The sequence below is a fragment of the Vibrio sp. E150_018 genome, assembly GCF_053544035.1.
Map to the genome: position 1 here is coordinate 307,353 of NZ_JBHGNY010000001.1, position 14,667 is coordinate 322,019.

At 41.1% G+C, this 14,667-nt stretch carries 13 protein-coding genes; 8 read left to right on the top strand and 5 right to left on the bottom strand.

The window, feature by feature from the left end:
• Nucleotides 1-40 precede the first annotated feature (40 nt).
• Nucleotides 41-436 (top strand): DUF1090 domain-containing protein, encoded by a 396-nt coding sequence (locus ACE3G9_RS01500; protein ID WP_449218282.1) that lies wholly within the window; start codon nt 41-43, stop codon nt 434-436.
• Nucleotides 437-538: 102 nt separating this feature from the next.
• Here the strand turns inward: ACE3G9_RS01500 and ACE3G9_RS01505 are convergent, their stop codons facing one another.
• On the bottom strand, nt 539-1,861 hold the full coding sequence (locus ACE3G9_RS01505) for a DUF5666 domain-containing protein (protein WP_449218283.1): 1,323 nt from the start codon (nt 1,859-1,861) through the stop codon (nt 539-541).
• 122 nt (nt 1,862-1,983) lie between these two features.
• On the opposite strand from ACE3G9_RS01505, the gene ACE3G9_RS01510 reads away from it, so the two are divergent.
• The 3 genes from ACE3G9_RS01510 to ACE3G9_RS01520 all read left to right on the top strand — a co-directional run bounded on the left by ACE3G9_RS01510 (nt 1,984) and on the right by ACE3G9_RS01520 (nt 4,429).
• The gene (locus tag ACE3G9_RS01510) at nt 1,984-2,655 is read left to right on the top strand and encodes a response regulator transcription factor (RefSeq protein ID WP_417881166.1); all 672 of its coding nucleotides are present in this window, start codon (nt 1,984-1,986) and stop codon (nt 2,653-2,655) included.
• Nucleotides 2,648-3,865, top strand: a complete 1,218-nt coding sequence (locus ACE3G9_RS01515) for a sensor histidine kinase (RefSeq protein ID WP_449218284.1) — start codon at nt 2,648-2,650, stop codon at nt 3,863-3,865. Before ACE3G9_RS01510 ends, ACE3G9_RS01515 begins: the two co-directional genes overlap by 8 nt.
• A gap of 162 nt (nt 3,866-4,027) precedes the next feature.
• Nucleotides 4,028-4,429 (top strand): YgiW/YdeI family stress tolerance OB fold protein, encoded by a 402-nt coding sequence (locus ACE3G9_RS01520; protein ID WP_449218285.1) that lies wholly within the window; start codon nt 4,028-4,030, stop codon nt 4,427-4,429.
• 147 nt (nt 4,430-4,576) lie between these two features.
• Here ACE3G9_RS01520 and ACE3G9_RS01525 read toward each other — a convergent pair whose 3' ends face one another.
• On the bottom strand, nt 4,577-5,854 hold the full coding sequence (locus tag ACE3G9_RS01525) for a YjiH family protein (RefSeq protein ID WP_417880698.1): 1,278 nt from the start codon (nt 5,852-5,854) through the stop codon (nt 4,577-4,579).
• A gap of 546 nt (nt 5,855-6,400) precedes the next feature.
• On the opposite strand from ACE3G9_RS01525, the gene ACE3G9_RS01530 reads away from it, so the two are divergent.
• From ACE3G9_RS01530 to ACE3G9_RS01540, 3 genes are all read left to right on the top strand, one after another.
• Entirely contained in the window at nt 6,401-7,831 is a 1,431-nt protein-coding gene (locus tag ACE3G9_RS01530; RefSeq protein ID WP_449218286.1) for a DEAD/DEAH box helicase, read from the top strand.
• Between the two features lie 708 nt (nt 7,832-8,539).
• Nucleotides 8,540-8,890: a hypothetical protein gene (locus ACE3G9_RS01535; protein ID WP_449218287.1), complete on the top strand. Its 351-nt coding sequence runs from the start codon at nt 8,540-8,542 to the stop codon at nt 8,888-8,890.
• Nucleotides 8,891-9,084: 194 nt separating this feature from the next.
• Nucleotides 9,085-9,615 (top strand): GNAT family N-acetyltransferase, encoded by a 531-nt coding sequence (locus ACE3G9_RS01540; RefSeq protein WP_417880683.1) that lies wholly within the window; start codon nt 9,085-9,087, stop codon nt 9,613-9,615.
• Between the two features lie 94 nt (nt 9,616-9,709).
• On the opposite strand, the gene ACE3G9_RS01545 is transcribed toward ACE3G9_RS01540, so the two are convergent.
• The gene (locus ACE3G9_RS01545; RefSeq protein WP_449218288.1) at nt 9,710-10,657 is read right to left on the bottom strand and encodes a Gfo/Idh/MocA family protein; all 948 of its coding nucleotides are present in this window, start codon (nt 10,655-10,657) and stop codon (nt 9,710-9,712) included.
• A gap of 127 nt (nt 10,658-10,784) precedes the next feature.
• Here ACE3G9_RS01545 and ACE3G9_RS01550 point away from each other — a divergent pair, with 127 nt between their 5' ends.
• Entirely contained in the window at nt 10,785-11,399 is a 615-nt protein-coding gene (locus ACE3G9_RS01550; RefSeq protein WP_417880681.1) for a LysE family translocator, read from the top strand.
• A gap of 176 nt (nt 11,400-11,575) precedes the next feature.
• On the opposite strand, the gene ACE3G9_RS01555 is transcribed toward ACE3G9_RS01550, so the two are convergent.
• Both ACE3G9_RS01555 and lamB read right to left on the bottom strand, forming a co-directional pair.
• The gene (locus ACE3G9_RS01555; protein ID WP_449218289.1) at nt 11,576-12,952 is read right to left on the bottom strand and encodes an alpha-amylase family glycosyl hydrolase; all 1,377 of its coding nucleotides are present in this window, start codon (nt 12,950-12,952) and stop codon (nt 11,576-11,578) included.
• A 212-nt stretch (nt 12,953-13,164) separates the two neighbouring features.
• Nucleotides 13,165-14,445 carry a maltoporin LamB gene (gene lamB, locus ACE3G9_RS01560; protein WP_449218290.1) on the bottom strand — a complete coding sequence of 427 codons (1,281 nt, stop codon included), beginning with the start codon at nt 14,443-14,445 and terminating at the stop codon, nt 13,165-13,167.
• Between the last annotated feature and the right edge of the window lie 222 nt (nt 14,446-14,667).

A 14,667-nucleotide genomic window follows, 5' to 3' on the forward strand; every position in this document is an offset into this window, starting at 1 on the left:
CTATAGTTGGCTTCTTTTCATACTTTTTATGGATGCAATTATGAAACCTATTACTGTCGCAATGTCAGTTTTTGCTGTGTTAATGTCTTTTGGTTCTGTCGCGGCACAAGAGTGTAGTGGCTTGTCTGGTTGTGAGGCAAAAGTTTGTCAGATTGAAAAGCAAATGGAATTCGCTAAACAGCACAACAATTCAAATAAAGAAGCAGGTTTACAAAAAGCGTTAACGGAAGTGAAAGCTCACTGTACAGTAGATGGCTTGAAAGACGACTTGCAAGACGACATCGATGATGTAATGGATGACTTGGCAGAGCATCAAGATGATTTAGCGGAAGCGATTCAAGACCAAGAGCTTGATAAAGTCGAAAAATACAAACAAAAAATTGCTGAAGATAAGCAGGAGCTTGAACAATTAAAGGCTGAATTGCAAAAGCTGTAAAGCTCTTATGATCGGTATATATTAATAAGTTTCAATAGAAAATGGCGCTTGGATTAATGCCTATGCGCCATTTTAGTTTAGCTATCTTTTGTAATAATAAGATTAGTCATCTACGCGACAGTTAGAGACCTCGGTGTTTAGGTTGATTAAAGTACATTCAACATCAGTACGAGAGCCGTTATTACCAAATGATCCATTGATATTGGTATATCCCCAAAGACTGTCATTCTCAATAGAACCTTCTAGGTCGATTTCGTTATCATTGATTTCGAGTGCTTCCACTTCTTTGACTAAGTAAATGATATTGCCACTAGCATCGGTAGATTCTACACCTTCAATTTCAATGTTTGCGTTATTAATGCTTGCCATGTTTAAGCGATCTTCGAATTGAGTACGGCTATCAGTAATAAATTTATAACCATTAATTGAGAAACTAGTATCATCGATTAACGTTGCTGTGCCAGATAGTGCAAACTTAACACTAGATTGAGTTTGAGAGCCGGAGCCATCTTCAAATTCAATTTCAGTCGCTTCTAGACCTGACGTACCATTTACAAGCTCTACCTCAATATGTGCACCTTCAATAAGGTCAGATTGCTTGCCATCATCAAATACAGTGCTATTAGTGATCGCAATGCTAGTACGGCCATTGAGTTCGAACGATGTTTGTTCATTGTTCACCCAAGTGATAATACCTTCTAATTCAGCACCGCTGTATTGGTTATCATCTTCGATTTCAATTTCAATGGCATTAAATTGAGTGTTTAAAAAATGACCTTCAACTTCAACCCATAGTCCGTTAGATAATGGAGCATCGTCATCTATCTCTATAGCGCCAGCATAAGAAATCAAGGTTTGACCGATGTAAAAGGTTTGGTTTGCAGTATTAAGTGATGAGATTGGACCTTCAATTTCGGCTTCACCATTGTGAATGAAAGCAGCGTCATAAATACCGATAACCTGCCATTGGCCACTGTTATCAATGTAACCATCTACTAAAACCCAGTCACCAACTTGATAGTGAGGGGCAGATGAGTAAGTTCGTGTGCTTGTTGTTGTCGGAATATCTGTACCATTTACAGTAATCGTATCATCGTTTACAGCCGTTATTTCACCGACTAGGCTAGGATCGAGTTCGATTTCTGTCGCTACACCGTTACGGTTAGTTTCAACATCAACACGCATGCCTTTTTGAATATCGGTTAAGTTTAGTCGTGTTTCGTCATATTCCACTTCAGCGTTAGAAGCATCAAGTTCAAAGCCATTTACGGTAATTTTGCTCTCTGAAACTTCTGTTACTGTTCCGGTTAACTTTTCCGGAGATGAGTAAGAATTAGCATTATCTGATGAATTGTTATCACTACCGCTACCACCACAAGCTGAAAGTAGCGCTGCAACCGATAAGCATAAAATTGTCTTTTTCATAATAAACCTTAATTTTTATATTTGTATTGTAGGAGTCGTTGATTTACAGGTATCTTAATTGGCCAAACGTAAAGAAAACGTGAAGAAAAAACACGCAAAGTCAGAGGAAGGTCTATAAAGTCATGAAAGTGTTAATTGTGGATGATACGCATAGTGTTGTTGAAACGATAATGGACTATTTAGAGCTTGAAGGTATCGTCGCTGACTGTGCTTATCACGGAGAGAGTGCATTAAAGCTTATTGAAGAGAACCATTATGATGTGATTATTATGGACATCATGATGCCGAAAATGGACGGAATCAGCGCGGTGAAAAAGCTGCGTGAAGAATTATTCTGTAATACACCGATTTTGTTTTTAACTGCTAAAGATACTTTGAACGATAAAATTGAAGCGTTTAATTCAGGTGGTGATGACTTCTTAAATAAGCCTTTTGCCATGGAAGAATTATGCTTACGCTTGCATGCGTTACATCGCCGTGGGCCTAGACTCGATGTCGGTAATTTAAGTTTTGCCGATCTATCGATGAACTTACAAACCAATGAAGTTACCCGTTCTGGTCAGCCAATTAAATTAAGTAAAATCCAACGTACGATCTTCAAATTACTCCTTAAAAACGCACCAGGGGTAGTTTCAAAAGAGGCGGTAATTTCTGAAGTGTGGGGAGAAGAAAGCCCATCAAGTGATTCATTACGTAGTCATATTTATGGTTTGAGAAGTGCGCTTGATAAAGGCTTTGATTCAACTCGATTGGAAACTCTACATGGTCAAGGATATCGATTAAAAGATGACTAACGCGCCCAGTTTTTTTAAGAAAATACGCTTAACCTTTATCGTGCTGACTAGCGTGATGTTCTTGCTATTTGGGGGACTGATTTATTTTGCTCAAGACCGATTAGAAATGATCAGTCTTGAACATCGATTAACCACTGAAACTCAAGAATATTTAAAAAATTATCGACGTTATGGTTTCAAAGCAGCTCAACCAGATCCGCAAGAACTCGATACTTATTGGTCAAAAGAAGAACACCCAGACTGGTTAGAACCTTATCAAACTCCCGGTTTTTTTGAAGTGCAACTCGGCCCAGAAGATAAACACTTTTTAGTCACCAAACACCCATCAGGTAGCGGTTGGTTATACGTGGTTTTCCAAGATGATGCCGATGATTATCTAGATGAATACGAAGATAACCTTCACCTTATTACCTTTTTGGTTGGTGCGGTTTTCTTAATGGCGGTAATGGCTTATGGCTTATATTTCGTTCGCTTATTTTCACGTCCATTGATTCAGATTGAAAGTAAAATTGATTCAATGGCCCCTGATAAGCCAGATTTTGTGGTCGATACGCCGTATAAAGAAACCCGAAGTATTGAATACACATTACTAGATAATAAAGCCAAAATTGCCTCTTATTTTCAGCGTGAACAAGAATTCAGTCGCTTTGCTTCACATGAGCTGCGTACCCCCATTATGGTGATCAAAGGGTCGACCGAGTTACTGCGTAAAGTGCCTGATATGCCTCGCGTGGCAACTAAAGCCGTTAATCGTATTGAGTATGCCGGTAACCAAATGCAGATCTTAACGGAGGCATTTCTGCTACTAGGTAAAGAAGACATAGAAGCGCACCATATTAGCCGTGAGCCTCTTTCTGAGCATATATATACAGTGCTAGAAAATATGTCTGAGCATTTCTCAAAGCAAGATGCCACCTATCAATTCAAGGAAGTCAATCCGGGTACGATCGATGCACCATCAAGCTTTATTGATATTGTGATGACGAATTTATTAAAGAATGCCTTTAGTTATAGCATTGGCGATATCGTCGTGGAATTAACAGATAAAAGCTTAATTATCACAAATCAACATGATGGCAACGACATGCACAATTCCGGTTACGGCTGCGGTTTGGTCATTATCGAACGAGTATGCAACCGAATGAACTGGCAATTTAATACCGAAAATAACGGTAAATTATTTAAGGCGAGAGTGGTGTTTGCTAGCTGAAATCACAATGTTTGAAACATACCAAGTTTCGAACATTTTAGGTATTTAAGGCGATGCTGATTTTTTCACGCTTTTTTCACGCTTGCCTAAATATACTGTTTCACATCGACGTAATATACAGCCAACAGGCTAGCGAAAATTTACAATAATAAGGGTAAAGTCATGAACAGAACACTATTAACAATGTCGCTTGCAGCATTAATGTCAGTTCCTTCTATTGCGATGGCAGAAGTAGTTTCTCCTGCACCTGTGGCTAAAGCGCAGACATCCACTCAAGGCGGTTTTGATGGCCCTCGTCATGGCACTTCAATCATTGAAACGATTAAAGAAGCAAAAGATGTCAGTGATGATACTAAGGTTGTACTAACTGGTAAAATTAAAAGCTCACTAGGTGATGAAGATTATATCTTTGCTGATTCAACAGGCGAAATTACTGTAGAAATTGATAACGATAAATGGTTGGGGCGTACCGTTACCACTGATGACACCGTGGTATTACGTGGTGAAGTGGATAAAGATTGGAACAGCTTAACGATCGATGTGGATAGCTTAGAAGTTAAATAACGGCTTCTAGGTTAATTAAATGATTTAAAATAAGTAAACCAAATAAAAACGAAAGCCTGCATCATTAATTTATGCAGGCTTTCTTGTTTTGGGTGCTTGTCTGTTTGCCTAGTCTTGTGACGTTAGTTTGTAAAACGAGTCGAACAATTAAAAAATCAAATGCGCAACGCCAACAATCACCGGTAGGGTAATAAGAGTTCGTAAAATAAAGATCACGAATAGCTCTAATAGGGTCACTGGGATCTTACTACCTAATAGAAGGGCGCCCACTTCAGACATATAAATTAACTGAGTAACCGACATCGCTGCAATCACAAAACGCGTCATATCACTATGGATAGGCGCTGCAAGAATTGCTGGAATAAACATATCAGCAAAACCCACCACAATCGTTTGTGATGCGGCCACTGCTTCAGGAAGCCCAAGTAGTTTTAAGTATGGAATGAAAGGCTGACCTAAAATCTCGAACAGTGAGCTATGCTCTGCAATGATTAAAGCACCAGTACCAAGCGCCATCACAACTGGTAGGACACCAAACACCATATCAATGGCATTCTTCACGCCCTCAACTAATACTTTATGCAAATGACCAACGTTATCAGCTTTGGTCAGTGCTAAGTGCATGCCCCAAGATAAGTTAGTGTGGCCTTTTGGTAAATCATCGGCTTTCATATCTGGCACTGAACCATCAATGAAAGTGTCTTTCTTCCAGCGTAATGGTGGAATGCGAGGTAATATAATCGCAGCGACTAAACCTGCCAAACAAACTGCGCCATAAAAAGGAATGAATAAATGCTCAAGATTTACCTGTGCGATGACTACTAGGCTAAAAGTGATCGATACTGCTGAGAAGGTCGTACCCACAATGGCGGCTTCGCGTTGTGTATAGAACTTATCTTCGTATTGTTTACTAGTTAGTAAAATGCCAACAGAACCGTCACCTAACCAAGATGCCATACAGTCGATAGCAGAACGGCCTGGTAAGTTGAAGATAGGGCGCATAACTTTACTTAATAGCGTCCCGAATAGCTCTAGTAGGCCGAAGTTAAGTAAAAGAGGCAGCAACATACCGGCGAAAATGAATACGCAGAACAACGTTGGTAATAGACCGTTTAATACCATGCCACCGGTATTTTCTTCCCATACTATTTCTGGGCCCGCATGGTTGAACGCCATAACGGCTGCAATACCACCAAAAATACGCACCACAAACCAGATTAACGATGGCGTCATTAACGCGTGTAAAAAGGCATTATTTTTAATAAACGCAGGTTGAATCAGTTTATATAACATGGTTGCGATAGACATGAACGCAATAACAACAGTAATGATAGGAACGATGCTATTGGCTAATGCTGCCTGTAGAGATTTGGCTAAGATAGCGACTGGAATAGTGTATGAGCCTTGGTAGCTCAACGGTGCCATGAATAAAAACAAACCGATCAAAGATGGAATAATAAAGGTAAGGTAAGTTTTTAATGGGTAGCTTGTTGTTTCTACCTTGGCGTTACCCGTTGGTTTTGAAGAATCTTTCATTATGCTCTCAAATGACAATGCTTAAAAATTGCGCAATCCGTCGCATAACTATTCACTATCAATCCATGATTTATTCAGTGGCGGCAAGAATACCGACTTTCTAATCAAAGTGAAATAGGGAAACGGCAATTTTTGGAGATAAAAGTTACTTGGGTATAGCCATTGATAATAGAGTGGTGGATTTCTATTCAAACGAAGGACAGACCTAACTATCTGTGATAAAAGTCACGATATTTGTTGCTGCTTTTAGATAAAGCCGTCAGAATAGCCGCTCAATCAAGATTATTAATATCACTTCCAGCGACACCAATCCTGAAAGCCGAGTAAATTCTCATATACCTTGTCACTACAACAAGTAAACATAAGGTATACAAAGATATTGATATTCATGTCTATGAGCCATTTGGCTTCTCTATTTTATCGAGATCAATATTTATGAGTTTTTCCTCTTTAGGACTTTCTGCCCCTTTACTTAAAGCGGTGGAAGAACAAGGCTATACCACACCTTCACCAATTCAAGCGAAAGCCATTCCTGCGGTGATCGAAGGTCAAGATGTAATGGCCGCTGCGCAAACCGGTACAGGTAAAACGGCTGGTTTTACATTACCGATTCTTGAGCGTTTATTAGTCGGTGAGCGTGTTAAACCTAATCAAGTTCGTGCACTTATCTTAACGCCTACTCGCGAGCTTGCGGCTCAAGTACATAAGAATGTTGAGCAATACAGCCAACATACGCGCTTAACCTCAACGGTTGTATTTGGTGGTGTTAAAATTAACCCACAAATGATGAGATTAAGACAAGGCGTTGATGTACTCGTTGCCACTCCTGGTCGTCTATTAGATTTGTATAACCAGAATGCAGTACGTTTTTCTCAGCTAGAAGTGTTAGTGCTAGATGAAGCTGACCGTATGCTGGATATGGGCTTTATTCGCGATATCCGTAAAATCTTGTCTTTCTTACCCGCGAAACGTCAGAACTTATTGTTCTCTGCCACCTTCTCTGATGACATTCGTCAGCTTGCGAAAGGCTTGGTGAATAACCCTGTAGAAATTTCGGTTAACCCAGCGAACCAAACGGCAACCACGGTCGAGCAATGTATTTATCCTGCGGATCAAAAGAAGAAAGCACCGATGTTGCTGAAACTGATCCAAGATAATGATTGGCAACAAGTGTTGGTATTTAGTAAAACCAAACATGGTGCTAACCGTTTAAGCCGTTTCTTAGATGAAAAGGGCGTGAGCTCAGCCGCCATTCACGGCAACAAAAGCCAAGGGGCACGTACCAAAGCACTAGAGAATTTTAAAACCGGGGAAGTACGTGTTTTAGTGGCAACCGATATCGCCGCTCGTGGTATCGATATCGCGCAATTACCACAAGTGGTGAACTTTGATTTGCCGCATGTCTCTGAAGATTATGTGCACCGTATTGGCCGTACTGGCCGTGCAGGCGCAACCGGTAAAGCTATCTCTTTAGTATGCGCTGATGAAGCTCATGACTTATTCTCGATTGAACGCTTAATCAAGCAAGTATTACCACGTATGGAACTTGAAGGTTTCCCGGTAGTCAATAAATTGCCGGAGTCAAGATTAGATACTCGTCCAATCAAGCCGAAAAAACCAAAGAAACCGAAAAAGACTTTCCAACATAATGATGGTCAACGTTCAGGTGATAATGCTCGTGGTCATAAACCAGTAAGCAAAAACCGTCGTCATGCAGGCAATGCAAAACCGGCGACAGCATCTACAGACGGAGCGGCAAAGCCACAAGCCAATGCGCGCCCTAAACCCGCTGCAAACCGTAAGCCAGCAGGTGCTTCGCCACAACGTAATCCTAAAAACAATGGCAGTAATTTCAAAGCAAATTAAGCCTAGTAAAATATAGGATTGGCCGTGTGCGAGATCGCTTACAAGCTATGTGAGTGATCACGGTTATTCAATATGAAAATCAGAAAAGGTCAACTTTAACTTATTGTTATGGTTGGCCTTTTTGTTTTTTGGTGTTTTTGGTTTAGAGAAAGAGCAAAAACTTTGAATTAGGTCTCTTGAGGAATCTCAGCAGAAGCGTAGTCTTATCGGTGTCGGAAGGAAACGACATAGGATTTAAGAAAAACCAAGACGGTTTTATTCAGGATGAAGTTTGACGGTTAGGATAACGGTCAGCAGGAAGCAAAGGACATTTGACGGATTAAATTAAGCGGCAGGGTGCGGCTTAAACGGATAAATGGACACCTCTAGTTTGAGGAAGGAACACCGCTCAAGGAACAAGTGATGAGCGCTAATTAGGAACGATTAGCAGCAAGGATTTGCGTAAGGACACCGCTAAGAAGGCGAAGCTGGATGAGCTTAGGATAAGCACTATCACGGATTTGATGCATGGAGCATTAATAGTAGCCGGAATGCTGCGAGTGAGACTATAACCCCGATACGAAAGTGTCGGGGTTTTCTTTATTCAAGCCTTGAAGTGACTTGGGGATATCAATATAGAAATATATCCAAGTCACTTGGGTATAGTGTAGAATCCGTCTCAAGGTGCTCGATTAAGAGTAAAAGACCTAAATACAAGGCTAATAGAACATGCAACAAAGTGATTTCGAAACACTCGTAAAAACCCTATGTACGCTAGATTCCGTTCCAACTGCACTTAAATTCCTGCAAATGAACAGCGACAGCAACGTGGCCGATGCCGCTAAATCGCTATCTGGTCAATTTGCGTTAGCAGAAGTAGAAGGTGAGAACCGCATTTATCATGTGACGACTCAAGAAGATGACAACGGCGTAGAGCAAGAATACGTTGAGCACATTATGAATGAAGGTGATGATATTATTCGTTTCGTGTCGTGGTTCTTCGACATTATGTTCGATGTGAAAACGAAAGATACTTATACCGCAGCCGGCAAAACCTATACTCAGCCAAAACGTAGTTAAGCTAATTGAGGTAAACCTCTGTTTTCATAAGTAGATCAAAAGCCAATAGAGTAATCTGTTGGCTTTTTGAGTTTTATATCAGCTACCTTTGCTACCACCGTCATATATTCTGTTATTTATCCGTAAAAAAGTGCAATCTTTGGTCAGTTTTTCGATACATTAGAGAAAACAACAATATAAACTCAGGAGCAAGGATGTTCGTTAGAGAAGCGGAATTTGAAGATTATTCCAAAATAGCCAAATTACATGCCACCAGTTGGCAGCAAGTCTACCAAGGTCTTTTAGATGATGATTATCTAGCAAGCCGAGTGGAAGATGAACACATGGCGATGTGGCAAACTCGCTTAACTCAGCCGCCACTTAATCAAGGTGTATTGGTATTGGAAGAGGCAGGCGCGTTGTGTGGCTTTGTTTGTCTATATGGTAATCATAGTTTTGACCAAGGCACTATGATTGATAACTTGCATGTCGATAAAGACCAACGTGGTAAGGGATATGGAAAAGCTTTACTCGCAGAAGCAGCAACATGGGCACAAAAGCACTTTGCTGATTCAGGAATTTATTTAGAAGTGCTGAAAGGTAATGATCCTGCTAAAGCATTTTATGAGTCACTTGGTGCAAAGGATAATAGAGATTTTATTTGGAATGCGCCCTGTGGTTCACAGGTACCATGCCATACTTATTGCTGGGAAAGCCCAAAAGCCTTACTTGAAGCAACAAACTGATTGTTAGCGAAAGATTAAGATACCGATGCACGTTAAAAATAAAGGGATCCTAAAATAGGATCCCTTGTTTTATGGATATACAACCAGTGACGAATTAGTGCACCTTACGAGTTTGTTGTTTTAAGACATGTTGGCATAAAGCGTCAGCCAAGAAATGCGAGGCAATATTTCTATCTACTAAAGCCGATGGCATATGACCTGTTTTTACGACGCCTAACCATTCTTGAACCATGTTATCAAAGCCTTTAGTGGCAAGCATTGGCAACCAGTCTTTGGTTTGTAATTGCAGAGCGTGATTATCTTGCCACAGCGTACCTTCCATAAAGCCACGGAACTCATAGGATTGATTAGCAAAATCTGCTGATACTCGTTCTTGAGTTTGACCAAACATGCGGTTCATCGACGCATTAAGTAAACTACCTTGCTGTTGCCATTGAATATTAATACTTGCCAGTTGTTGGTTGTCACTCCATTGGGTGGCGATATGCATATCGTTAATGTTTGATTTAGCAAAAATATTCACGCTATCGAGTGGGTGAATAAAGTCATCAAAAATAAAGGTACGCACATCACCTGGTTGATTAAAGCGATGTTTCTCCCAACGCAGTGAATGCAAAGGGTTAAGTGGCATTCCCGATTGAACGCCCACTAAATGTTGGTTGAATAGGGGAATATGACGACGATTAAAGCCAACGTATAACGGCGTATTATTACGTTGAGCGAGTTCATATAAGGCTTCACAATCATGGCCATTATCCACCAGTGGCTTATCGACAAAAGTAGCAATGTGTTGCGAGAGGAAGAAGCTGGCAATATCTTTATGGCTAGAAGTCGCACTGTGGATCATTACCGCATCAACCCCAACATGAACCAGTTGGCGATAATCGCTGTAATACTCACGAACGTTATACTTGGTGGCTAACTCTTGCAGTACTTCGGTATTACGGGTGCATAGTATCCATTCGACGCCTTCAATTTGAGTGATAAAAGGTAGGTAGGCTTTTTGTGCGATGCCGCCGAGTCCGATTAATGCGATTTTCATAGCGGTTCCTTTTTAACTCTAAGCTTCTATGTGATACGAAAGAGTAGTATCTGAAGAAATGAATACCATCATATGGATTTTTTTCAGTAGAATAACCCTAAATTTTCCAAAATGACGAAGGGATTCAATGACACTAACAATTTGGCTTTCTTTACTGCTTATTTGTTTACTTGGTGCGATGTCACCGGGGCCCAGTTTGGCAATGGTCGCAAAACATAGCTTAGCAGGTGGACGCAAACACGGCTTAGCCACTGCTTGGGCTCATGCGTTTGGTATTGGTTTGTACGCGTTATTCACGATTCTTGGTTTAGCGATTTTACTTCATCAATTTCCATTGATATTTAAGACAATTACTTATGCGGGCGCGGCGTATTTAGCCTGGTTAGGTGTTAATGCTATTCAATCAAAAGGTGGTATTGCTGAGCGTTTAGAGTCAGGGATTAGCTGTTCAGTGGCTCAATCTGCAAAGGAAGGTTTTCTCATTTCCATTCTTAGCCCAAAGATTGCCATTTTCTTTACTGCATTATTTAGCCAGTTTGTTGCAGTGAGTGCTGAAACCAGCAGTAAAGCGATTATTGTCATGACTCCATTTATTGTCGATGGGCTGTGGTATACCTTAATTACCTTTATGTTATCTAGTCAGCTTCTACTTTCTACACTGCGCAATAAAGCCCATTGGATTGATCGTATTTCTGGTGTGGTGTTAATTGGATTGGCATTACGAGTGATGTGGGTTGCATAAGTCAACTAGAATTGAATGGAAGTCTGTATATACCCAAGTAACCTAAAAATGCAGAATTCAGAGCTATCATTCAAACCAACCTATAAAACTAACTCAAATAAAAATCAGCACTGAATCACTTCAAGTGCCGATTTTTATTAATCATTTGGATTATTGAATAGACCAGCAATTAGAGTCTAAGCTAACAACATAATCCCAGACTGAGCGGGTAACGTTAGCGTTTGACGTAGTAGATCATCACCACCGAGCCAGACATTAAATTGGTTTTGATTGGTCGGCAGAGTAATGTGGCATTCTTCAGAGCCTTTATTAATCGCGATTATACCAAGTGGTTTTTCTTCCGTTCCTCGCAAAATCACCAATACATCATCGGTTGATTCGAGCACTTGCACTGGCGAGCCATGTACTTGCTTATGAAACTGAATCATCTTGATCAGACTCGTGTCGTGCCAGCTTTGTTCCCATCTAGGGTAACCTAATGCATCCAGATCATTACTGGTGTTCAAATCGGTATAGATCAAAGGCGCGCCATCGCTGCAACCAAGTAAGTAGCAGTAAACCAATTGTTCTTGTTGCGGCGATAGCATTTGATTACGGAACACATCGTTATTAGGAATATCATGGGTTACCGCAAAAGTAATCGCACGTTTATCCTCTAGGCATTGTCTTTGTTGATGCAAATCTAGCAACGAAGTCATGCTGTGATCATGTTTGAACACATTTAATAAACGATGGAATAGCGGGAAGTCATAAGCATCGAAGGTGGTTGATTCAATAAATGGTTTTAAAAACACGTCATATTCTGCTTTGCCTTCGCCGCCATCGGTAATGATCTCACCAAATATTTTCACATCTTGGCAGATTTCATCCGTCCAAACTTTAGCAATATGTTCTGGTGAAAGGTGTTTCGCTGCATCGATTCTAAAGCCTGCAACGCCGAGATCTTTCAATGCTTGTAAGTAGGCTTTCTGATTAGCTACTACATTGTCAGTCGGCGCTAATGTTGGCAAGCCGGGATCGGTATCGCTGCCACTGAGTCGACCTTTTTGCACATTGTTAGCATCTAGCCAGTTAGTGATCGGAAAGGCTGGTTCAAAATCTTCGTCGGTAAACAGTGGTTGAGATAAATCGCCAAACAGCTTTAATGATTCAAAGTGTTCTGCTTGAGCTTGGTAGTTTGCCATGGTTTGTGGATTAGGGTAGGAGAGGTCACTACGTACTTGAGATTCATTGGCCATATGATTAAACACCACATCCACATAAAGTGAAATGCCATGTTCGGATAAGGCTTTTTGCATCGCGATAAAATCAAGGGTATTACCTAATGGGCTATTAATCACACGATAGTCTTGCGGCTGATAACGGTTCCACCATTCGGAATGATTAGGTGATGTCATCGCCGGAGAAACTAAAACAGAATCATAGCCTAGTTGAGCAATGCGCTCGGCTTCGCTGGCCACTTTTTGATACGACCAATCAAAGGCATGTAAAATCACATTGGCAGAAGAAACTGCAGTCGTTGCAGTGACAGATTGATTTGTGAATACGGACATAATGCCTCTTTAAAAATTAAGAATATACTCTTCGTGCTTGAAGCCGTAGCGTTGGGACGGCATTCATTCATCCAATTAAATAGACGAGCTATGTATATGGGGCTCATTAATTTACCGCTTTACAGCAACTCGTATTACTTTGGGTATAAAAAATAAAAATGAACAACGCCAGCATCATGGCCGGCGTTGTAAATTAAGCTAAAGCGATGGCATTACCACCATGCTTCTGCCTGAATACCAACTGATAAATCATCAGGTTGGTCGCTACCAAAGCGATTGTCGTTTTTGAAGTCATCAACGTAAGAAGCGTAGACACGAATTTCAGGGCGGGCCCAGAAGCCAGAACCAGCAGACCATGCTTGCGCGACGGTGAATTTAGCGCCTTCATTGTCAGCACCGTCATTACCCCACTGATTTTCTTCTGTGTAGTAACCTGCTTCGAATTCGGTTTTCATGGTTTCAGACCAGTTATAGATTGGGCGGACGACCACGTTGGCAAAAGTATGATCTTTTTTATCACCTTTATAAGAGCTTTGAGCAAACATCACTTGGTGACCGAAATCCCAGTTCTCGCTTAAATCTACTACACCGAAGTTAATCACACGGAAACCCGTATCCCCATCTGAAACTGCAGGGATCCAGCTACCTGAACCTAACCCAGCCATACCCGATGCTGCGCCGTTGGTTGCAAATTGGAAAACGGTTTTATTGAAACCACCGAAGAAGTTACCTTGTGTGATAACGGCTGTCGCCATTAAGCTATCTTCAGTGTCTAAACCGAAATCTTTTTGATCATCGGTTTCGTTAACCATATAGTAGTTTACGCCCAGCTCTAATGATGCATCTTGCCATAAACCAAGGTCTGCATAACGTAAGTCAAAATTATTAACGTTGTAATTTTGTTTATCAGTAACGCCGTCACCGTCTAAATCGACACCAATATCATTTCCTAAAGAATCATCACGCATGAAAGCAAACGAGATTTTACCTGGGCCAGCTGTGACATTTTCAATACCGCCACCAGCGCCACCAGAGGTATTCCAGTAGTAGAAGTCAGTAATGTGAATGTCTTGACGTTGGTAATAACGTTTACCGGCCCAAAGAGTGGCTTCTTTATCGAAATCGAATAAGCCTTTGGCTTGAACGTTAAACTGTGCAAGCGCAACATCTGCACCATCATCGTCATCACGAGCTGATTCCCAGCCGTTTGAACCATCCGATCCGTAAGCGACCATTGAACTTATAATGAACTCAGCGCTGTCACCGGCCTTAATCGGTGTGGTATCTAATTGTATTTCGCCATAAACGTCATCTTCGTTACCAAGACGACCGACTTTATTTCTTTCGTATGATTCATTTGCGCCACCATGTGCACTCACGCCAGCGCCAGCGCGCATATAACCATGGAAATCGACACCGACCGCCATTGCAGTTGGTGCAAGTAACGCAGAGGAAACGGCAGCAGCAGTTAAACAGACCTTGAGGTTTTTCATGTTATTAATCCTTTATATTGTTTCATCTTGCTCACCGGTTATGTTGTTAACCTAATGAAGCTATTGGATCTCTGAATGTGTGGCGGCTTTTAGTGAGCTTTTGTTTGAATCATTCAGCGATGAAGCAATTTTGCGAGAAGTGAGGCGAACCCACATCCTCCTGAAATCGAGGCGTGGGGGGAGTAGAAATAAAGGATGAGTGCGACGATCACACTTGGTGTA

Bases quoted from the DNA above. Each gene is read 5' to 3' on its own strand.
- ACE3G9_RS01545 (WP_449218288.1), bottom strand. From the start codon at position 10,657: ATGAAAATCGCATTAATCGGACTCGGCGGCATCGCACAAAAAGCCTAC.
- ACE3G9_RS01500 (WP_449218282.1), top strand. From the start codon at position 41: ATGAAACCTATTACTGTCGCAATGTCAGTTTTTGCTGTGTTAATGTCT.
- ACE3G9_RS01555 (WP_449218289.1), bottom strand. From the start codon at position 12,952: ATGTCCGTATTCACAAATCAATCTGTCACTGCAACGACTGCAGTTTCT.
- ACE3G9_RS01525 (WP_417880698.1), bottom strand. From the start codon at position 5,854: ATGGCACCGTTGAGCTACCAAGGCTCATACACTATTCCAGTCGCTATC.
- ACE3G9_RS01535 (WP_449218287.1), top strand. From the start codon at position 8,540: ATGCAACAAAGTGATTTCGAAACACTCGTAAAAACCCTATGTACGCTA.
- ACE3G9_RS01540 (WP_417880683.1), top strand. From the start codon at position 9,085: ATGTTCGTTAGAGAAGCGGAATTTGAAGATTATTCCAAAATAGCCAAA.
- ACE3G9_RS01510 (WP_417881166.1), top strand. From the start codon at position 1,984: ATGAAAGTGTTAATTGTGGATGATACGCATAGTGTTGTTGAAACGATA.
- ACE3G9_RS01530 (WP_449218286.1), top strand. From the start codon at position 6,401: ATGAGTTTTTCCTCTTTAGGACTTTCTGCCCCTTTACTTAAAGCGGTG.
- ACE3G9_RS01520 (WP_449218285.1), top strand. From the start codon at position 4,028: ATGAACAGAACACTATTAACAATGTCGCTTGCAGCATTAATGTCAGTT.
- ACE3G9_RS01515 (WP_449218284.1), top strand. From the start codon at position 2,648: ATGACTAACGCGCCCAGTTTTTTTAAGAAAATACGCTTAACCTTTATC.
- ACE3G9_RS01505 (WP_449218283.1), bottom strand. From the start codon at position 1,861: ATGAAAAAGACAATTTTATGCTTATCGGTTGCAGCGCTACTTTCAGCT.
- ACE3G9_RS01550 (WP_417880681.1), top strand. From the start codon at position 10,785: ATGACACTAACAATTTGGCTTTCTTTACTGCTTATTTGTTTACTTGGT.
- lamB (WP_449218290.1), bottom strand. From the start codon at position 14,445: ATGAAAAACCTCAAGGTCTGTTTAACTGCTGCTGCCGTTTCCTCTGCG.